Below are 14,646 nucleotides of genomic sequence, written 5' to 3'. Positions count from 1 at the left end.
GTGGCGTCCGGCCCCCCGCCGCCAGGTTATCGGGGCGCGGGGGTGCGGCGCCGTCACGGTTTGGGGGTGTGGACAACTGTGCGCTGGTCACCGCAGCACCACCGCGTCCCACGCGCGCAGCAGCGACTGGGCGCAGGGGCCGCGCAGGATCAGCGTGGTGCCGCCCGCCGAGACCGAGTCGGCCTCGCCGACCGACAGCACGACCCCGTAGGCGCCCCGGCCCGCGGCGAGCACCAGGTCGTCCACGGCGGTGCCGCCGACGGCCGCGACGACGTCCAGGTCGCGCACCGGGACCGCGCGCATGCCCTCCAGGTCGGCGGTTGTGACGTCGGCCAGGGCGGCCAGGGCCTCGGCGGCGTCCGGGTCGAGGACTTCCACGTCGACGCTGCCCGATGCCGAGAGCAGGCGCACCGGGTGGCCGTCGGCGGCGGCCGAGGCGACCAGGGACGCGGCGATCTCGACGGCTTCCTCGAAGGTCTCGTGGGTGTGCCCCGCGGCGCGGTCGTCGAGGAGGACGGCCAGGTGGGGGCGGGCGGGGTCGGCGTCCTCGCGGATCATGAGGGTGCCGGTGCGGGCGCTGGTCGCCCAGTGCAGCCTGCGCAGGTCGTCGCCGGGGACGTACTCGCGCAGGCCGACGAGGTCGGTGCCGCCGCGCTCGACGCGCTCGTCGGCGCCCACCTGGCCGCGCCGCACGCCCGAGGGCAGGCCGCGCACGGGCAGCACGCGGGGCACCACGCGCACCTCCAGCACGCCTGCGGTCCGCCGCGAGGACAGGGCGAGCCCGGCGGGGGCGTGCCTGCGCACGGTCAGCGGGCCGATCTCCACGACGCCGCGCCGCTCGGTGGGCACCGGGTAGGCGACCTTCCCGGACTCGGGGACGTCGAGCACCACGGGTGTGCCGCCGACGAGGTCGACCACGTCGACCTGGAGCCTGCCGACGCCCGTCACCGCGACGGACCCCGTGCAGGCGGCGAGCCGGGGCACCGTGCGCGGGCGCACGTCGCGGGTCGCCTCGACCGGCGACGCTGCCACCGCGACCGCGACCGCGATGGCCACCACCGCCACCAGTGCCACGCCCAGCGCGGCCAGGCCCGGGTAGCGCCACCACAGCCCGCAGACCGCGCACAGCACGCCTGCGGCCAGCACCGCGACGCCGCGCGCCGTCGGGCGGACCGTCATCGCGCCGTCGGCCGGGGCACCTCGACCCGGTCGAGCACGTCGGCGAGGACGTCGGCGGCGGAGACGCCCGCCAGCTGCGCCTCGCGGGTCAGCACCAGCCGGTGGGCCAGCACCGGCCCGGCCAGGCCCTGCACGTCGGAGGGGACGGCGAAGTGGCGGCCGTGCGCGGCGGCGTGCACCTGCACGCAGCGCACCAGCGCGCGCAGGCCGCGGGTGGACGCGCCGAGGCGCAGCCGGTCGTCGCCGCGGGTGGCGGCGCCCAGGTCGGTGATGTAGCGCAGGATCGGCTCGGCGACGTGCAGCAGCGACAGCCTGCGCGCCACCTCGGCGACCTGCGCCGGGCTGGTCACCGTGGGCACCGCGGCCACCGCGCCCGCGCCGCTGCCGGGGCGCAGCACGTCGAGTTCGTGCTCGGTCTCCGGGTAGCCGATGGCGGTGCGCAGCATGAAGCGGTCGAGTTGGGCCTCGGGGAGGCGGTAGGTGCCGTCGAGGTCGATCGGGTTCTGCGTGGCGACGACGAGGAACGGGTCGGGAACCGTGTGGGCGACGCCGTCGACGGTGACCGTGCGCTCCTCCATCACCTCCAGCAGCGCCGACTGGGTCTTGGCGGCGGCGCGGTTGATCTCGTCGGCGAGGACGACGTTGGCGAACACCGGACCGGGCCGGAAGCGGACCTCGCCGGTGCGCGGCTCGTAGACCGAGGTGCCGGTGACGTCCGACGGCAGCAGGTCGGGGGTGAACTGCACGCGCCGCGACACCCCGCCGAGCGCGCCCGCCACCGCCCTGGCCAGCGTGGTCTTGCCGGTGCCGGGGACGTCTTCGAGCAGCACGTGCCCGCCAGCGAACAGCGACACCAGCACCAGGTCGATCACCGGGCGCTTGCCGCGCAGGGCGGACTCGACGGCGTCGCCGACGCGCGCGTGCAGGGTGCGGAAGGCCGCGATCTCGGCCTCGCCGACCTGGATGGACGCGGTCACTCGCGCTCCTCGCGGCGGCGTGCGCGCAGCAGCGCGGAGGTGAGCAGCAGGCCGAGGCCCGCGCCGACCATCACGCCGGTCTGCGCCTCCTGGGCGGCGGGCTCGGACTCGATGGCCCGCGGGATCTGGCACGGCGGGCGCTGCCCCTCGCACGGGTTCGGCGGCTCGCGCTTGAAGACGCTGCGAGCGGCGGAGTCCACCGAGCCGCCGCCCGCCCCGTGCGCGCGGACCACGATCGAGTTGGCGCCGTCCTGTACGTAGATGACCGCGGACGTCGCCGAACAGGCCACCGGCTGCGAGTCGCCCCAGGTGAGGTTGACGATCTCGCAGGTGCCGCTGTGGTTGGCCCAGTCGGCGGGCGGGGCGAGGGTGAGCGTGCGCTCGTAATCGGTCATCAAGCCGGACGCGCCGGTGATGACCGTGGCGCCCGCGGTGGGCAGCTGCGGCGGCGGGGGCGTGGTGGTGGTCGGCGGCGGCGGGATCGTCGTCGTGGTGGTCGGCGGCGGAGGCGTGGTGGTCGTGGTGCGCGGGGGTGGCGGGACGGTCGTCGTCGTCGGCGCGGGCCGGGCGGGCAGGGTCCACGTGGTGACCGCGGCGGTGCCGACGGCGGTGGCCGAGTACGCGGCGACCTGGATGTCGACGGGTCCGCCGGTGGCGCAGATCGCGCCGCAGTCGAAGGTCAGCTCGTCGGAGGTGCCGCCGGTCTGCTTCGACGCCCCGTTCGCGGTGATCGTGTACCCGGCGACGGCAGTGGTGTCGGCGGGCGCGGTCCAGCTGATCCGCAGCGTCACCTGGGTGTCGGTGCGGCCGGTCTGCGCGACGGTGATGCCCGCTGGCTGGCCGGGGGCGCCCGGTCCGCTCGGCGGGACGGACACCGGTGTCGTCGTCGGCGCCGGACCCGTGGTGACGGGCGGGGTGTTCACGCCGTTGCCGTTGCCGTTGCCATTGCCGTTGCCGTTGCCGGGGCGGGTGGGCGGCGGCTGGTTCGGGCGGGTGCGGGTGGGCTCGTCCGGGTCGGGCTTGGGCGGCGACGGCGGGGTGGGCGGCGGGTCGCGCTCGGGGTCGGTGACCGGCAGCTCGGGGTCGCGGACGCGCACGGAGCTGGTGTCGCCGTCGGGGTCCACGACGATGCCGGTCTCGCCGCCGGGGGTCTGGATGAAGAGGCGGTCGTCGTCGAAGACCAGCTGCGGGTCGCGGCCCCCGGTGCGCACGTCCTCGCCGCCGCGCTCGCCGTCCGGGCCGAGCACGATGACCTTGCCCGAGCCCAGGCAGGGGACGTAGACGCGGCCGTGGAACACCGCGGGCCTGCCCGGCTTCGGGCAGCCCAGCCTGCTGACGTCCACGCTGTGCACCTGGTCGTCGGACAGGATGACCACGACGCCGGAGCCGGGGACGGCCGCGGGGACGAGGTCGTCGGGGCTGGTCTGGGCGGCGAGCACGTCGCCGTCGCGGGGGTCGGTGCTGGCCGAGTGGTCGCGGCCGGTGCCGTCCTGCAGGACGACGCCGCCTTCGAGGCCGAGCACCGTCACGCCCTTGCCGTGCGGGACGAGGACGGTGCGCGGGCCCGCCCCGGGCACGGCCCGGCTGGCGCGCTCCAGGAACCGGCTCGCGTCCCATTCCAGGGTGTGCAGGACGCCGTCGGCCGAGGCGGCCCACACGAGGCCGTCCTCGTCCACGACGGCGTCGGCCAGCGGCTGGCCCGCCGTCCACGGCTCGCCGACGTCGGCGAGGGTGACGGGGTCGGCGTTGACGATCGTGCCCGTGGCGCGGTCGACGATGAAGAGCTTGTCCGCGGCCAGCAGCACCTTGCTCGTGGTGCCGGGCGCGGCCTGGCGCCTGCCGCTGGCCAGCAGGGTGGCGAGGTCGATGACGGTGATCTGGCCGGTGCGCCGGTCGAGCACGACCAGCGCGCCGTCGCGCTGGATGATGTCGAGCTGGGCGTCGCCACCGGCCACGGCGAGGCGGATCTCCGGCCTGCCGGAAGCGGGGTTGACCTGCACGAGTTCACCGCGCTGGTCGTCGCCGAGCCAGGTGAGGCCGTCGGAGACGGCGACGGCGGTGCGGGCGATGCCGGTGCCCAGCGCCGCGCCCGCGAGGAGCAGCACGCCCATCACCGCGGCTCCGATGCTGGCCGACTGACGCCGCTGCTTGACGAACACCCGTCTCACGAAACGCTTCATCACCACTCCCCTGGCCGCGACGGGATCGTAACCGGTGGCGGTGACGGTTCTGCCGTCGGAACCGACGATTTGCCGGTAAAGATCTGACCATGCCCTTCTGCTCAGCGTGCGGTGACGCCGTCGGCCCCGAGTGGCCCAGGAAATGCGCCCGCGGACACGTCGCCTACCGCAACCCGACACCGGTCGCGGTGCTGCTTCTACCGGTTGACGGCGGCCTGCTCGCCATCCGCCGCGACATCGACCCCGGCCGGGGAAAGCTGGCCCTGCCGGGCGGATTCATCGAATACGGCGAGTCGTGGCAGGACGCCGCCGCGCGCGAGTGCGCCGAGGAGTCCGGCGCGGTCGTGGACCCGGCGGGCGTCACGCTGTTCGACACGGTCAGCGCGCCCGACGGCACCCTGCTGGTGTTCGGACTCGTTCGGGGTGCCACCGAGCTGCCCGAGTCCGCCGCCACCGAGGAGTCCACCGGCTGGGAAGTCCTGCGGGGCCCGGAGGAGCTGGCATTCCCCCTGCACACCGCCGCCGCGGCGCGCTACTTCGCCTCGGCCACAGTGGACGGCTGAGCGGGCCGGCTATCCTCGTCACCGTGCGGATTCCCGTGGTCGTGGTCGCCGGCTTCCTCGGCGCAGGCAAGACGTCGCTGCTCAACCACCTGCTGCGCACCGCCGACGGCAGGCGCATCGGGGTGATCGTCAACGACTTCGGGCGGATCAACATCGACGCGATGGCCGTGGCCGCCCAGGTCGACTCGATGGTCACCCTCGGCAACGGCTGCCTGTGCTGCGCGGTCGACGCCTCCGACCTTGAGGAGATGCTGGGCACGCTCGCCGAGGCCGACGTGGACGCGATCGTGATCGAGGCCAGCGGCCTGGCCGAGCCACCCGCGATGGCGAGGATGGTGCTGGCCTGCCCCGGCGTGGAGTTCGCCGGGCTGGTCGAGGTGGTCGACGCCGTCGAGTTCACCGCGACCCGCGAGCGCCACCCGCAGATCGACAAACACCTGCGCTACGCCGACCTCGTGCTGCTGAACAAGATCGACCGGGCGACCGAGCCCGGCCTGGCCGACCTGGTCCGCGACTTGGCGGGCGGCGCGCCCGTCGTGCCGACCGAGCACGGCCGCCTCGACCCCGCGCTGCTGTTCGACCCGGTGGCCCGGCCCGCGGCGGCGCAGCTGTCGTTCTTCGACCTGGAGGACCACTCCCAGCACATCCACGCGGGCTACGAGACCGTGGAGTTCACCAGCGACGCGCCGCTGGACCCGGTGCGGCTGGCCGCGGTGCTCGCCGACCGGCACAGCGGCGTCTACCGGGCCAAGGGCCACGTGTGGTGCGGCACCGGGGAACGCTTCGCGGTGCAGGTGGTCGCCGGGTCGGTGCGGGTGGAGCGCGAGGCGGGCGAGGGCACGGCGCTGGTGTTCATCGGTCGCGACATCCCCGCCGAGGACCTGCGCGCCCGCCTGCGCGCGACCGAGTCCGACCGCCCGGCCGACCCGACGGCGCTGCTGTCGCTCACCCGCTACGAGCGCTGCCCCTAGACCCGCCCCATCGGACATTGGCGCACGCGCCCGGCCGCCGCACGATCTGGCGCATGGACGAGCACGCCAGCGTCGAGTTCGAGGACGAGATCCCCACCGAGGAGCGCATCGACCTCAACGGGGAATGGGTGGCGTGGCTGGAGGAGCAACCCGTCCCGGACTGCGTCGACGGGGTCGACGAGTCCCTGCGCCACGGCTCCGGCGACACGGCACTGGCCTGAGGAGGCCGCCATGAGCAACCCCGAACTGCGCCGCGACAGCCCCGAGCACGACTGGGTCACCTACCTGCAGGGCCTGCTGGAGGCCAGGCTGACCGACGACGCCGCGGCGGGGCACGTCCGGCTGAGCCCGGTCGACGGCCTCTTCGGCCCGATCACCGAGGGCTCGGTGGAGTACTTCCAGCGCCGCGAGGGCCTGCCCGAGACCGGCGTCGTGGACACCGCGACCTGGGACGCCCTGGAGCGCGAACCCCAGCAGCGGCAGCCGGTCGGGCCGCTGAACCTGACGATCCCGTTCGAGCTGTGGCTGAGCTGGCAGGACACCACCCTCGACCTCATGGTCCAGGACTTCCGGACGTTCACCCTGGGCAGCCACCCCGGCGCCCGGCTGCGCCTGGGCGGCGGCGCCCCGGTCGGCCCGCTGGCGGGCAACGGCAGCGTGGAACTGCTCAACCGGGAGATCCGGCTGTGGCCGAACTGGTTCCTGAACCACACCCACAAGTTCACGCTGGACTGGTCCCGGGACAACGGCTTCGAGCTGGGCCTGGAGAACGAGGCCGAGTTCGGCTACCGGCCGCTGCGCAACGTCGAGCTGTTCCTGCGCGGGCAGTTCGGCCTGTCGTGGGAGCCGCAGGCGGGCAGCGGCGGGGTGCAGTGGTACATCGGGCCGCAGCTGCGCTGGAAGTTCGACCTGGCCAGGTAACCAACCAGCGGCCTACTGTGTGAACCATGGCCGATCCTGCGGTTCGGCACCGGCTCCCGGTGCGCAAGCTGGTCGCGGCGAGCGCGGGCAACGCGCTGGAGTGGTTCGACTGGACGATCTACGCGACGTTCAGCATCTACTTCGCCTCCGCGTTCTTCCCCTCGGGCAACGACGCGCTCGCCCAGATCAACACCTTCGCGACCTACGCGCTGGCGTTCTTCTTCCGGCCGCTGGGCGGCATCCTGCTCGGCCGCTTCGCCGACCTGCGCGGCCGCAAGCCCGCGATGGTGCTGACCATCGTGATGATGGCGGGCGGCTCGGCGCTGATCGGGGTGCTGCCGACGTTCGAGCAGGTGGGCTGGCTGGCGCCGATCGGGCTGCTGCTCGCGCGGATCGTGCAGGGGCTCTCGCTCGGCGGGGAGGTGTCGAACGCCTCGGCCTACCTGGGGGAGATCGCGCCGGACGAGCGGCGGGGGCGGTACTCGGCGTTCTTCTACATCTCCACCGGCACCGCCGTGCTCACCGCGTCGGTGCTCGGTTTCACGCTGGCCAGGACGCTCAGCGAGGACGCGATGAACTCGTGGGGGTGGCGGCTGCCGTTCCTGCTCGGCGGGGTGCTCGGCCTGGTCGGGCTGTGGCTGCGGCGCAGCCTCGCCGAGACGGAGCTGTTCGAGGCGAACAAGGCCAAGCGCGTGGTCAACCCGCTGCGCACGACGCTGCGCGAGCACCCCAGGGCCGTGGGTCAGCTCATCGGGTTCACGATGCTCTCCACGCTCTGCTACTACACGTTCTTCAGCGCCCTGACACCGTTCGCGGTCAAGTCGCGCGGGGTGGACGCGGTCGAGGTGTTCCTCGCGCTGTCCATCGCGACGGCGGTGTTCGTGGCGCTGCAGTACCCGATGGGCGCGCTCGCCGACCGGTTCGGGCGCAAGCCGCAGCTGCTGGTCTGGTCGGCGGCGACGGCGGTGCTGATCGTCCCGCTGTCCACTTTGGTCAAACCCGGGTTCGGGAACCTGCTGGTGGTCTTCACCGTCGGCCTGGGGCTGTACACGGCCATGACGTCCATCGCGCCCGCGCTGATGAGCGAGCTGTTCCCGACCGAGCTGCGCGGGCTGGGCATCGGCGCCTGGTACAACCTGACCGTGGCCGTCTTCGGCGGCACCGCCCCGCTGCTGATCAGCGCGCTGTCCGGGGCGGGCGCGGCGACGGCGTTCTTCTGGTACGTCGCCGCGGGCGCGGCGGTGTCCTTCGCCGTCGTGCTGACGCTGCCGGAGACCCGAGGGACCGCGCTGCGCTAGGACACCGCGCTAGGACACTGCGCTAGGACACTGCGCTAGGACACAACGGCGTACTGCTCGACCCGCACGTCGACGATCATCGCGCTGAGGTCGTCGCCGGGTCCGGAGCCGCGGAAAGCCATGAGGGCCTCGGCGGACTCCCAGCGTTCGAGCACCACGACGACGTCGGCGAGCACCGGGTCGGCGGCGACGACGAACTCGTGGCACCCCTCGGTCGCCCTGGCCCGCACGACCGACTGCCGGGACGCGGCGACGAACTCGTCCCGCGTGCCCGGCTCGACCCGAATGGTTCCCGCGACGATCACCATGCGCGCAAGCCTAACCCCTGGACTGGTCGTTGCTCAGCCAGCGCTCCGGTCGCATGCTCACCAACACCGAGCCTTCCCCCAGCGCCGAGTCCACATAGCCTTCCGCGTCGGGGGGCGCGAGGTAGCGACCGGCGATGGCGACCGCCTCGGCCCGGCTCGGCGACCGGGCGTCCACGACCGGCCCCTCGGCGGAGACGTACTTGTAGGGCATGCGCTCGCTCTGCACGACCAGGGTGAACCGGCCCGCCCGGCACAGCGCCCGGTATTTGACCGAGTCCCGCTCCATCCACACGCAGACCTCGCCGCGGGCGTAGCGGTACCAGATCGGCACGGCCAGCGGCCCGCGCCCGTCCCGGCTGATCGCGATGACCCCCACCCTCGGCTCGCCGAGAAACGCCACCCGCTCGGCCTCCGACATCACCAGCGACATCGCCACTCCTCCCATGATCAACTCAGGGAGCACCGTAGCGGCCGGACCTGGCGCGCGCGACCCCTCGGCCGCGACGTGGCGGGTCCGGGCGGGGACGAGGAACCGCCCGCCCGGACCGCGCCTCCCGCGGGTGCTGGTGAGGGTTCCTGACCTCGGCGGGAATGTGGTGCGCGGCAGAAGGTAGCCCCCGGCGCGGCGGGCGCGGCAGGGGTGAACACGACAATGTCGGCTATCGGACAGGCTTGCCCTGGACAGGCCGGAGGCCCGGGCGGTGCGTCCGCGCCCGGGCCTCCGGAGTTTCAGCGATCGGTCAGGAACCGACGTAGAGCAGGGCGTCCGGCGAGCCGGTGCCCGGGTTGGTGACCTTGCCGGCACCCGCCGCGCCGGTCAGCGCGGTGGCGACGTCGGCCGGGGTGGCCGACGGGTTGGCGGCCAGGTGCAGCGCGGCGGCGCCGGCCACGTGCGGCGCGGCCATCGAGGTGCCGCTGATGGTGTTGGTGGCGGTGTCGCTGTCGATCCACGGCGCGGTGATGCCCTCGCCCGGGGCGAAGATGTCGGTGCAGGTGCCGTAGTTGGAGAAGGACGCGCGGGCGTCGGTGTCGGTGGTGGCGTTCACCGTGATGGCCTCGGGCAGGCGCGCCGGGGAGAAGTTGCAGCCGTCGGAGTTCGAGTTGCCCGACGCGATGGCGTAGGTCACGCCCGAGTCGATGGAGCGCTTGACGGCGTCCTCCAGGGTGGCGTTGGCGCCGGGGGCGCCCAGGCTCATGTTCGCGACGGCGGGCTTGACGGCGTTGGCCGTCACCCAGTCGACGCCGTCGGCCACACCGGCGAGCGTGCCGGAACCGTTGCAGTCCAGCACCTTCACAGCGACCAGGTCGACCGCGGTGGCCACACCGTGCGCGGTGCCGCCCACGGTGCCCGCGACGTGCGTGCCGTGGCCGTTGCAGTCCTCATCGGCGTCGCCGACGGTGTTGGTGCCCCACGTCGCCCGGCCGCCGAAATCGCTGTGGCTGACGCGGATGCCGGTGTCGATGATGTAGGCGGTCACACCCTCCCCAGTGGACGGAGCGGTGTAGCTGTTGTCCAGCGGGAGATCCGCCTGGTCGATGCGGTCCAGGCCCCACGACGCGGTCGCGGTGGTGCGCACGACCTTGTTCTGCTCGACGTAGGCGACCGACGGGTCGGCCGCGGCGCGCTTGGCCTCGCTTTCGGACATGCCGCCCGCGAAACCCTTGAGCGCGTGGGTGTACCGGTGGGTGACCTCGGCGCCGTAGGTGTCCGCGATGTCCTCAGCGGACTGGATGCCGATGCCGTCCTTGAGGACGACGATGTAGCTGCCCTCGATCGCGTCCGCGGCGTTCGCGCCGAGGACCTGCCCTTCTGCCGCGCCCGCCGACGGGATCACGGCAAGACCGAGTGCGCCAGCGGACAGCGCCACGACGGCGCTGCGCAGGACCCGCTGCCTCCGGTTCGTCATTCCGTACTCCGTTCGTTGCTTTCCAACGCCCCCGACTTGGACTTTGGAAGTTGTCATCAACCTAATCGGAGATCACGGTCAGATAACCAGTTAATGGGAACGAGAAGGACCGATCCTATGAGCCGGTTACACCATCTGGCGTAGTACGATCGTGCTTTTCGACTATCCGACCCGAGTGATGACGTTCTCGGCGCCCCACGCGCACAGGGGCTCCAAGGCGGCGTTGAGGGAGTCCCCGAGGGGCGTCAGCGAGTACTCGACGTGCGGCGGCACGGTGTCGCGGGCCTCGCGCCGGACGATGCCGTCGGCCTCCAGCTCGCGCAGCTGGGCGGCCAGCACCTTCTCGGTGACGCCGAGGAGCCTGCGCAGCTCGCCGAAGCGCCTGGTCTGGCCGTCGAGCGCCCAGAGGACGCTGACCTTCCACTTGCCGTCGATGACCTCCATCGCCGCCTCCGTGCCGCAGTGGAACGCACCGGGTCGCCTGACCATCGCGAACTCCCCCTGTCTGGACGCTCACCGGAGGGTAACCACGCACTCCGAAGTGCGTACTTGATCAACGTTGTCCCTGGTCGCAGGCTAATCGCCATGTCCGACACCACCCTCATCGGCCTCGGCGCCATGGGCACGGCCCTGGCCGCCGCCTGGCTCGCCGCCGGCCACCGCCCGACCGTCTGGAACCGCACCCGCGCCCGCGCGGAGAACCTGGGCGCGCCCGTCGCCGACACCCCCGCCGACGCGGTCGCCGCGAGCCGCCTCGTGGTCGTCTGCCTCCTCGACGACGCCGGCGTCGGCGCCGTCCTGGACGGAGTCGACCTGGCAGGCAAGGACCTGGTCAACCTGACGACCTGCACCCCGGCCGAGGCCCGCGCCCGCGCCGCGTGGGCAGGCGCGCGCGGCGCCCGCTACCTCGACGGCGGAATCATGGCCGACCCGCCGATGATCGGCACCCCGGACGCCTCCGTCTTCTACAGCGGCTCGGCCGAGGCCTTCACGACCTGGGAGCACGTGCTCGCCGTCCCGGCCGCCACCCGGTACGTCGGCGAGGACCCCGGCCACGCGGCCCTGCACGACATCGCCCTGCTCAGCGCCATGTACGGCATGTTCGCGGGCATCGCCCACGCCTTCGCCCTCATCCGCGCCGAGCCCATCGCCCCGACGTCGCTGGCCCCGCTGCTGGCCGACTGGCTGAGCACCATGGCGGGCTCGGCCCACCTCACAGCCGCCCAGCTGGAAACCGGCGACTACCGCGCAGGCGTCTCCTCCACCCTCGCCATGCAGGTGGCAGGCATCCCCACGTTCCTGCGGACGGCGCGGGAGCAGGCCGTGCGCCCAGACCTGCTGACCCCGTACTTCACCCTCATGCACCGCCTCGCCGCCGACGGCCGCGGCGACGAGGACACCACCGGCGTCGTCGACCTGCTGCGCTAGTCCCTGCTAGTCCCTGCTAGTCCCTGCGCTTCTCGAACCCCAGCTTCGCCCGCGCGATCCCCGCCGCGCCCTGCACGGTGGGGCTGTCGCTCAGCCGCCGGTAGGTGCGCATCAGCTGGTCGTAGCGCCCCCGCCCCGCCTTGGCTCCCAGCACGTACCCGACCGCCGCCCCGAGCAAGAACCTCAACACGGCGTTCGCCTCCCGACTTCGACAGCAACTGCCCCCATCCTCCCATCCGCACCGCCGCCCGCGCGCATCGTCACCGGGAGGTACCCCCGCGAAACCGGTCGCGGGGGTGCGCTAGAGTTGTCTCCCGTCGGGCCCGCCCGGCAAGGAGCCCTTCCTCCATAGCTCAATTGGCAGAGCATTCGACTGTTAATCGAAGGGTTGCTGGTTCGAGTCCAGCTGGAGGAGCAAGCAACGAAGGTCCCAGGTTCGCCTGGGGCCTTCTTCGCTTTGCGGATCGCCCCGGCGGCTTCGGGATGATCTCGCTTTGGCAGTGGATCATGGATGGGCCGCCCGGGTGAGTACGATCACTCGGGTCGGGGGCGGTAGCTCAGTTGGTCAGAGCAGGGGACTCATAATCCCTTGGCCGTGGGTTCGAGCCCCACCCGCCCCACCACCGGCATCACGTCCACCCCGAGTACTGGCAGGCACCCACCGTGCTGCCCTACGGCTGCACGTTCGAGGCGCCGGACAGTGAGCCGCACATCATCAAGCAGGGCTCGCGAACCTGATCGGGACGGCTCTGAGCAGCGCGTCCGCGCTCTGCTGCCAGATTGCAACCGGTCTGCAACCACCATCCGTTCTTCTCGGGATGTCCCTGCCACCCGTGGAGGAAGAACGATGAAACCCACCCGCAGCCTCATCCTCGCCGCGGCCGTCATCACGTCCCTCGGCGTCATCGCCGGACCCGTCGCCGCCGCCCCCGCCGGTCTGCGCCTCGCCGATGCCGGGCCCGGACGCATCAGCACCGCCGCGGCCGAGCCGATCGCCGACAGCTACCTCGCCTTACTGGCCGACGAGCAGGCAAGCCCCGACGTGGTCAAGAGAACCGGCGACGAAGTGGCTCGTCAGTACGGGATCACCGTCGTGCACCTCTACACCAGCAGCCTGAAGGGCTTCGCGGTCAAGGCCGACGCCGAACAGGCTCGGGCGTTGACCCTCGACCGCCGGTTCCGCTCCATCTGGCAGGACGCGGAGGTGCGCACCACCGCCCTGCAGGTGCAGAACAGCCCGTCGGCCTGGGGGCTCAACCGGATCGACCAGCGGTCGTTGCCGATGGACACCAAGTACCACTACCCCAACACCGCGTCCTCGGTGAAGGCGTACATCATCGACACCGGCATCCGCTACACCCACCAGGAGTTCAACGGCCAGGCCATCTACGGCATCGACACCGTCGGCGGGGTCTTCCCGCCCGGCAACGACTGCAACGGCCACGGCACGCACGTCGCGGGCACGGTCGGCGGGCAGACCATGGGCGTGGCCAAGGACGTGCAGCTGGTGTCCGTGCGCGTGCTGAACTGCGCGGGGGCGGGCTCCTACGCCGGGGTCATCGCCGGGGTCGACTGGGTGACCAACAACTCGATCATGACGGGCACGAAGGCGGTGGCCAACATGAGCCTCGGCGGACCGGCCTTCCCGCCGCTGAACACCGCCGTCGCCAACTCCATCGCCGCGAACGTGCACTACTCGGTCTCAGCGGGCAACTCCAACAACAACGCCTGCCTCCAGTCGCCCGCGAGCACACCCGCCGCGACGACGGTGGGCGCCACCACCAACACCGACGCGCGGGCCCCGTTCTCCAGCTTCGGCACATGCCTTGACCTGTTCGCCCCCGGCGTCAACATCACCTCCGCGTGGGCGACCTCGGACACCGCGTACCAGACCATCAGCGGCACGTCGATGGCGGCGCCGCACGCCACCGGCACCGCCGCGCTGTGGCGGCACAAGTTCCCCGCCGACACCGCGTGGCAGACCGCGGCCGCGCTCGCCGACAACGCCACGCCCGGCGTCGTGAGCAACGCGGGCCTGGGATCGCCGAACAAGCTCCTGTTCATGGGCATGGTCCCGGCGTAGCGAGGCGAGCACGGAAGGGAGGCCGGGCCTGGGGCGGGTCCGGCCTCCCTTCCGCGCGTCCGACTGGCCGCTCGCCTATCCCGAGGTCTGGATGACGGCGAAGATGCGGCGGAAGGGGAACAGGGTCGTGCCGTCCGGGCGGGGCGGGTACTCGGCGCGCAGGGCTGGGGCGAGGGTTTCGCGGAACTCGGTCCACTCCGGGTCGGGGAGGGCGGCGCGGATGGGGCGCAGGGCGGTGCCGGTGATCCAGTCGAGGACGGGGTCGGTGCCGGTCAGGGGGTGGAGGTAGGTGGTTTCCCAGGCGTCGACGTCGTGGGCGGGGAAGAGGTCGGCGTAGGCGGTGGGGGTCAGGACGGAGTCCTCGCCGCGCAGGGGTGGGACGCGGTCGCGCCAGGGTGGGGAGGCGGCGAGGGCGCGGACGAGTTCGTGGGAGGGGGCGGAGAAGTTGCCGGGAACCTGGAAGGCCAGCCAGGCGTGCGGCGGCAGGGCCGTTGCCCACTCGCGGAGCAGGGTCGGGTGGTCGGGGACCCATTGGAGGGCGGCATTGCTGACCAGGACGTCGGTGTCGGCGGTGGGGACCCAGGTGCTGAGGTCGCCTTCGGTGGCCTCGACGCCGCGGGACTTGGCGGCGGCGACCATCTCCGGGGACGAGTCGATGCCGGTGACGCGCGCGCCCGGCCAGCGGTGCGACAGGGTCGCGGTCAGGTTGCCGGGGCCGCAGCCCAGGTCCACGACGGCGCGCGGATGGGTGGTGGCGACGCGGGAGAGCAGGTCGTAGAAGGGCCTGGCTCGGTGGTCTCCGAACGCGAGGTAGTCGGTCGGGTTCCACAT

The 14,646-nt window shown here is 72.7% G+C and carries 16 protein-coding genes and 2 tRNA genes; 9 read left to right on the top strand and 9 right to left on the bottom strand.

From position 1 onward, the window contains the following. Positions 1-87: 87 nt before the first annotated feature. From ACFPM7_RS11000 to ACFPM7_RS10990, 3 genes are read right to left on the bottom strand one after another with little or no spacing between them, the layout of a single operon-like run. Positions 88-1,179, bottom strand: coding sequence for a DUF58 domain-containing protein (locus ACFPM7_RS11000; RefSeq protein ID WP_378246689.1), 1,092 nt, complete (start codon positions 1,177-1,179; stop codon positions 88-90). Then, positions 1,176-2,156 (bottom strand): AAA family ATPase, encoded by a 981-nt coding sequence (locus ACFPM7_RS10995; protein WP_378246687.1) that lies wholly within the window; start codon positions 2,154-2,156, stop codon positions 1,176-1,178. Before ACFPM7_RS10995 ends, ACFPM7_RS11000 begins: the two co-directional genes overlap by 4 nt. Beyond that, positions 2,153-4,336 (bottom strand): hypothetical protein, encoded by a 2,184-nt coding sequence (locus tag ACFPM7_RS10990; RefSeq protein WP_378246685.1) that lies wholly within the window; start codon positions 4,334-4,336, stop codon positions 2,153-2,155. Before ACFPM7_RS10990 ends, ACFPM7_RS10995 begins: the two co-directional genes overlap by 4 nt. A gap of 89 nt (positions 4,337-4,425) precedes the next feature. On the opposite strand from ACFPM7_RS10990, the gene ACFPM7_RS10985 reads away from it, so the two are divergent. The 5 genes from ACFPM7_RS10985 to ACFPM7_RS10965 are packed head-to-tail and all read left to right on the top strand — an operon-like array spanning position 4,426 to position 8,089. Then, positions 4,426-4,899 carry an NUDIX domain-containing protein gene (locus ACFPM7_RS10985; RefSeq protein ID WP_378246684.1) on the top strand — a complete coding sequence of 158 codons (474 nt, stop codon included), beginning with the start codon at positions 4,426-4,428 and terminating at the stop codon, positions 4,897-4,899. A 23-nt stretch (positions 4,900-4,922) separates the two neighbouring features. Next, complete coding sequence (locus tag ACFPM7_RS10980) at positions 4,923-5,870, top strand: CobW family GTP-binding protein (RefSeq protein WP_378246682.1); 948 nt, start codon at positions 4,923-4,925, stop codon at positions 5,868-5,870. Positions 5,871-5,923: 53 nt separating this feature from the next. Continuing rightward, positions 5,924-6,091 (top strand): hypothetical protein, encoded by a 168-nt coding sequence (locus tag ACFPM7_RS10975; protein WP_378246680.1) that lies wholly within the window; start codon positions 5,924-5,926, stop codon positions 6,089-6,091. Between the two features lie 10 nt (positions 6,092-6,101). Continuing rightward, positions 6,102-6,791, top strand: coding sequence for a peptidoglycan-binding domain-containing protein (locus ACFPM7_RS10970; protein ID WP_378246678.1), 690 nt, complete (start codon positions 6,102-6,104; stop codon positions 6,789-6,791). 26 nt (positions 6,792-6,817) lie between these two features. Further along, a complete protein-coding gene (locus tag ACFPM7_RS10965; protein WP_378246676.1) occupies positions 6,818-8,089 on the top strand; it encodes an MFS transporter in 1,272 nt (423 codons plus the stop codon). A 35-nt stretch (positions 8,090-8,124) separates the two neighbouring features. On the opposite strand, the gene ACFPM7_RS10960 is transcribed toward ACFPM7_RS10965, so the two are convergent. From ACFPM7_RS10960 to ACFPM7_RS10945, 4 genes are all read right to left on the bottom strand, one after another. Next, a complete protein-coding gene (locus ACFPM7_RS10960; RefSeq protein WP_378246674.1) occupies positions 8,125-8,397 on the bottom strand; it encodes a putative quinol monooxygenase in 273 nt (90 codons plus the stop codon). A 10-nt stretch (positions 8,398-8,407) separates the two neighbouring features. Then, positions 8,408-8,827, bottom strand: coding sequence for a pyridoxamine 5'-phosphate oxidase family protein (locus ACFPM7_RS10955; protein WP_378246672.1), 420 nt, complete (start codon positions 8,825-8,827; stop codon positions 8,408-8,410). A 310-nt stretch (positions 8,828-9,137) separates the two neighbouring features. Then, complete coding sequence (locus ACFPM7_RS10950; RefSeq protein ID WP_378246670.1) at positions 9,138-10,304, bottom strand: S8 family peptidase; 1,167 nt, start codon at positions 10,302-10,304, stop codon at positions 9,138-9,140. Between the two features lie 162 nt (positions 10,305-10,466). Next, complete coding sequence (locus ACFPM7_RS10945; protein ID WP_378246668.1) at positions 10,467-10,793, bottom strand: winged helix-turn-helix transcriptional regulator; 327 nt, start codon at positions 10,791-10,793, stop codon at positions 10,467-10,469. Positions 10,794-10,889: 96 nt separating this feature from the next. Between ACFPM7_RS10945 and ACFPM7_RS10940 the strand changes: the two genes are divergently transcribed. Then, complete coding sequence (locus ACFPM7_RS10940; RefSeq protein WP_378246666.1) at positions 10,890-11,732, top strand: NAD(P)-dependent oxidoreductase; 843 nt, start codon at positions 10,890-10,892, stop codon at positions 11,730-11,732. A gap of 16 nt (positions 11,733-11,748) precedes the next feature. On the opposite strand, the gene ACFPM7_RS10935 is transcribed toward ACFPM7_RS10940, so the two are convergent. Then, positions 11,749-11,922: a hypothetical protein gene (locus ACFPM7_RS10935; protein WP_378246664.1), complete on the bottom strand. Its 174-nt coding sequence runs from the start codon at positions 11,920-11,922 to the stop codon at positions 11,749-11,751. A gap of 152 nt (positions 11,923-12,074) precedes the next feature. On the opposite strand from ACFPM7_RS10935, the gene ACFPM7_RS10930 reads away from it, so the two are divergent. The 3 genes from ACFPM7_RS10930 to ACFPM7_RS10920 all read left to right on the top strand — a co-directional run bounded on the left by ACFPM7_RS10930 (position 12,075) and on the right by ACFPM7_RS10920 (position 13,815). Next, a tRNA-Asn gene (locus tag ACFPM7_RS10930) sits at positions 12,075-12,147 on the top strand. A 131-nt stretch (positions 12,148-12,278) separates the two neighbouring features. After that, positions 12,279-12,355, top strand: a tRNA-Ile gene (locus ACFPM7_RS10925). Between the two features lie 224 nt (positions 12,356-12,579). After that, entirely contained in the window at positions 12,580-13,815 is a 1,236-nt protein-coding gene (locus ACFPM7_RS10920) for a S8 family peptidase (RefSeq protein WP_378246662.1), read from the top strand. 75 nt (positions 13,816-13,890) lie between these two features. Here ACFPM7_RS10920 and ACFPM7_RS10915 read toward each other — a convergent pair whose 3' ends face one another. Then, positions 13,891-14,646: a trans-aconitate 2-methyltransferase gene (locus ACFPM7_RS10915; protein ID WP_378246660.1), complete on the bottom strand. Its 756-nt coding sequence runs from the start codon at positions 14,644-14,646 to the stop codon at positions 13,891-13,893.

It is taken from the genome of Actinokineospora guangxiensis, from assembly GCF_042657845.1.
In the GTDB taxonomy this organism is placed as follows: domain Bacteria; phylum Actinomycetota; class Actinomycetes; order Mycobacteriales; family Pseudonocardiaceae; genus Actinokineospora; species Actinokineospora guangxiensis.
The sequence above is the reverse complement of the archived record's forward strand: the minus strand, read 5'-3'. Positions and strand labels throughout refer to the sequence as shown.

Excerpts from the sequence above, each read along its gene's own strand:
- ACFPM7_RS10955 (WP_378246672.1), bottom strand. The coding sequence starts at position 8,827 with ATGTCGCTGGTGATGTCGGAGGCCGAGCGGGTGGCGTTTCTCGGCGAG.
- ACFPM7_RS10960 (WP_378246674.1), bottom strand. The coding sequence starts at position 8,397 with ATGGTGATCGTCGCGGGAACCATTCGGGTCGAGCCGGGCACGCGGGAC.
- ACFPM7_RS10950 (WP_378246670.1), bottom strand. The coding sequence starts at position 10,304 with ATGACGAACCGGAGGCAGCGGGTCCTGCGCAGCGCCGTCGTGGCGCTG.
- ACFPM7_RS10985 (WP_378246684.1), top strand. The coding sequence starts at position 4,426 with ATGCCCTTCTGCTCAGCGTGCGGTGACGCCGTCGGCCCCGAGTGGCCC.
- ACFPM7_RS10915 (WP_378246660.1), bottom strand. The coding sequence starts at position 14,646 with ATGTGGAACCCGACCGACTACCTCGCGTTCGGAGACCACCGAGCCAGG.
- ACFPM7_RS10965 (WP_378246676.1), top strand. The coding sequence starts at position 6,818 with ATGGCCGATCCTGCGGTTCGGCACCGGCTCCCGGTGCGCAAGCTGGTC.
- ACFPM7_RS10940 (WP_378246666.1), top strand. The coding sequence starts at position 10,890 with ATGTCCGACACCACCCTCATCGGCCTCGGCGCCATGGGCACGGCCCTG.
- ACFPM7_RS10920 (WP_378246662.1), top strand. The coding sequence starts at position 12,580 with ATGAAACCCACCCGCAGCCTCATCCTCGCCGCGGCCGTCATCACGTCC.
- ACFPM7_RS10975 (WP_378246680.1), top strand. The coding sequence starts at position 5,924 with ATGGACGAGCACGCCAGCGTCGAGTTCGAGGACGAGATCCCCACCGAG.
- ACFPM7_RS10970 (WP_378246678.1), top strand. The coding sequence starts at position 6,102 with ATGAGCAACCCCGAACTGCGCCGCGACAGCCCCGAGCACGACTGGGTC.
- ACFPM7_RS11000 (WP_378246689.1), bottom strand. The coding sequence starts at position 1,179 with ATGACGGTCCGCCCGACGGCGCGCGGCGTCGCGGTGCTGGCCGCAGGC.
- ACFPM7_RS10945 (WP_378246668.1), bottom strand. The coding sequence starts at position 10,793 with ATGGTCAGGCGACCCGGTGCGTTCCACTGCGGCACGGAGGCGGCGATG.
- ACFPM7_RS10990 (WP_378246685.1), bottom strand. The coding sequence starts at position 4,336 with ATGAAGCGTTTCGTGAGACGGGTGTTCGTCAAGCAGCGGCGTCAGTCG.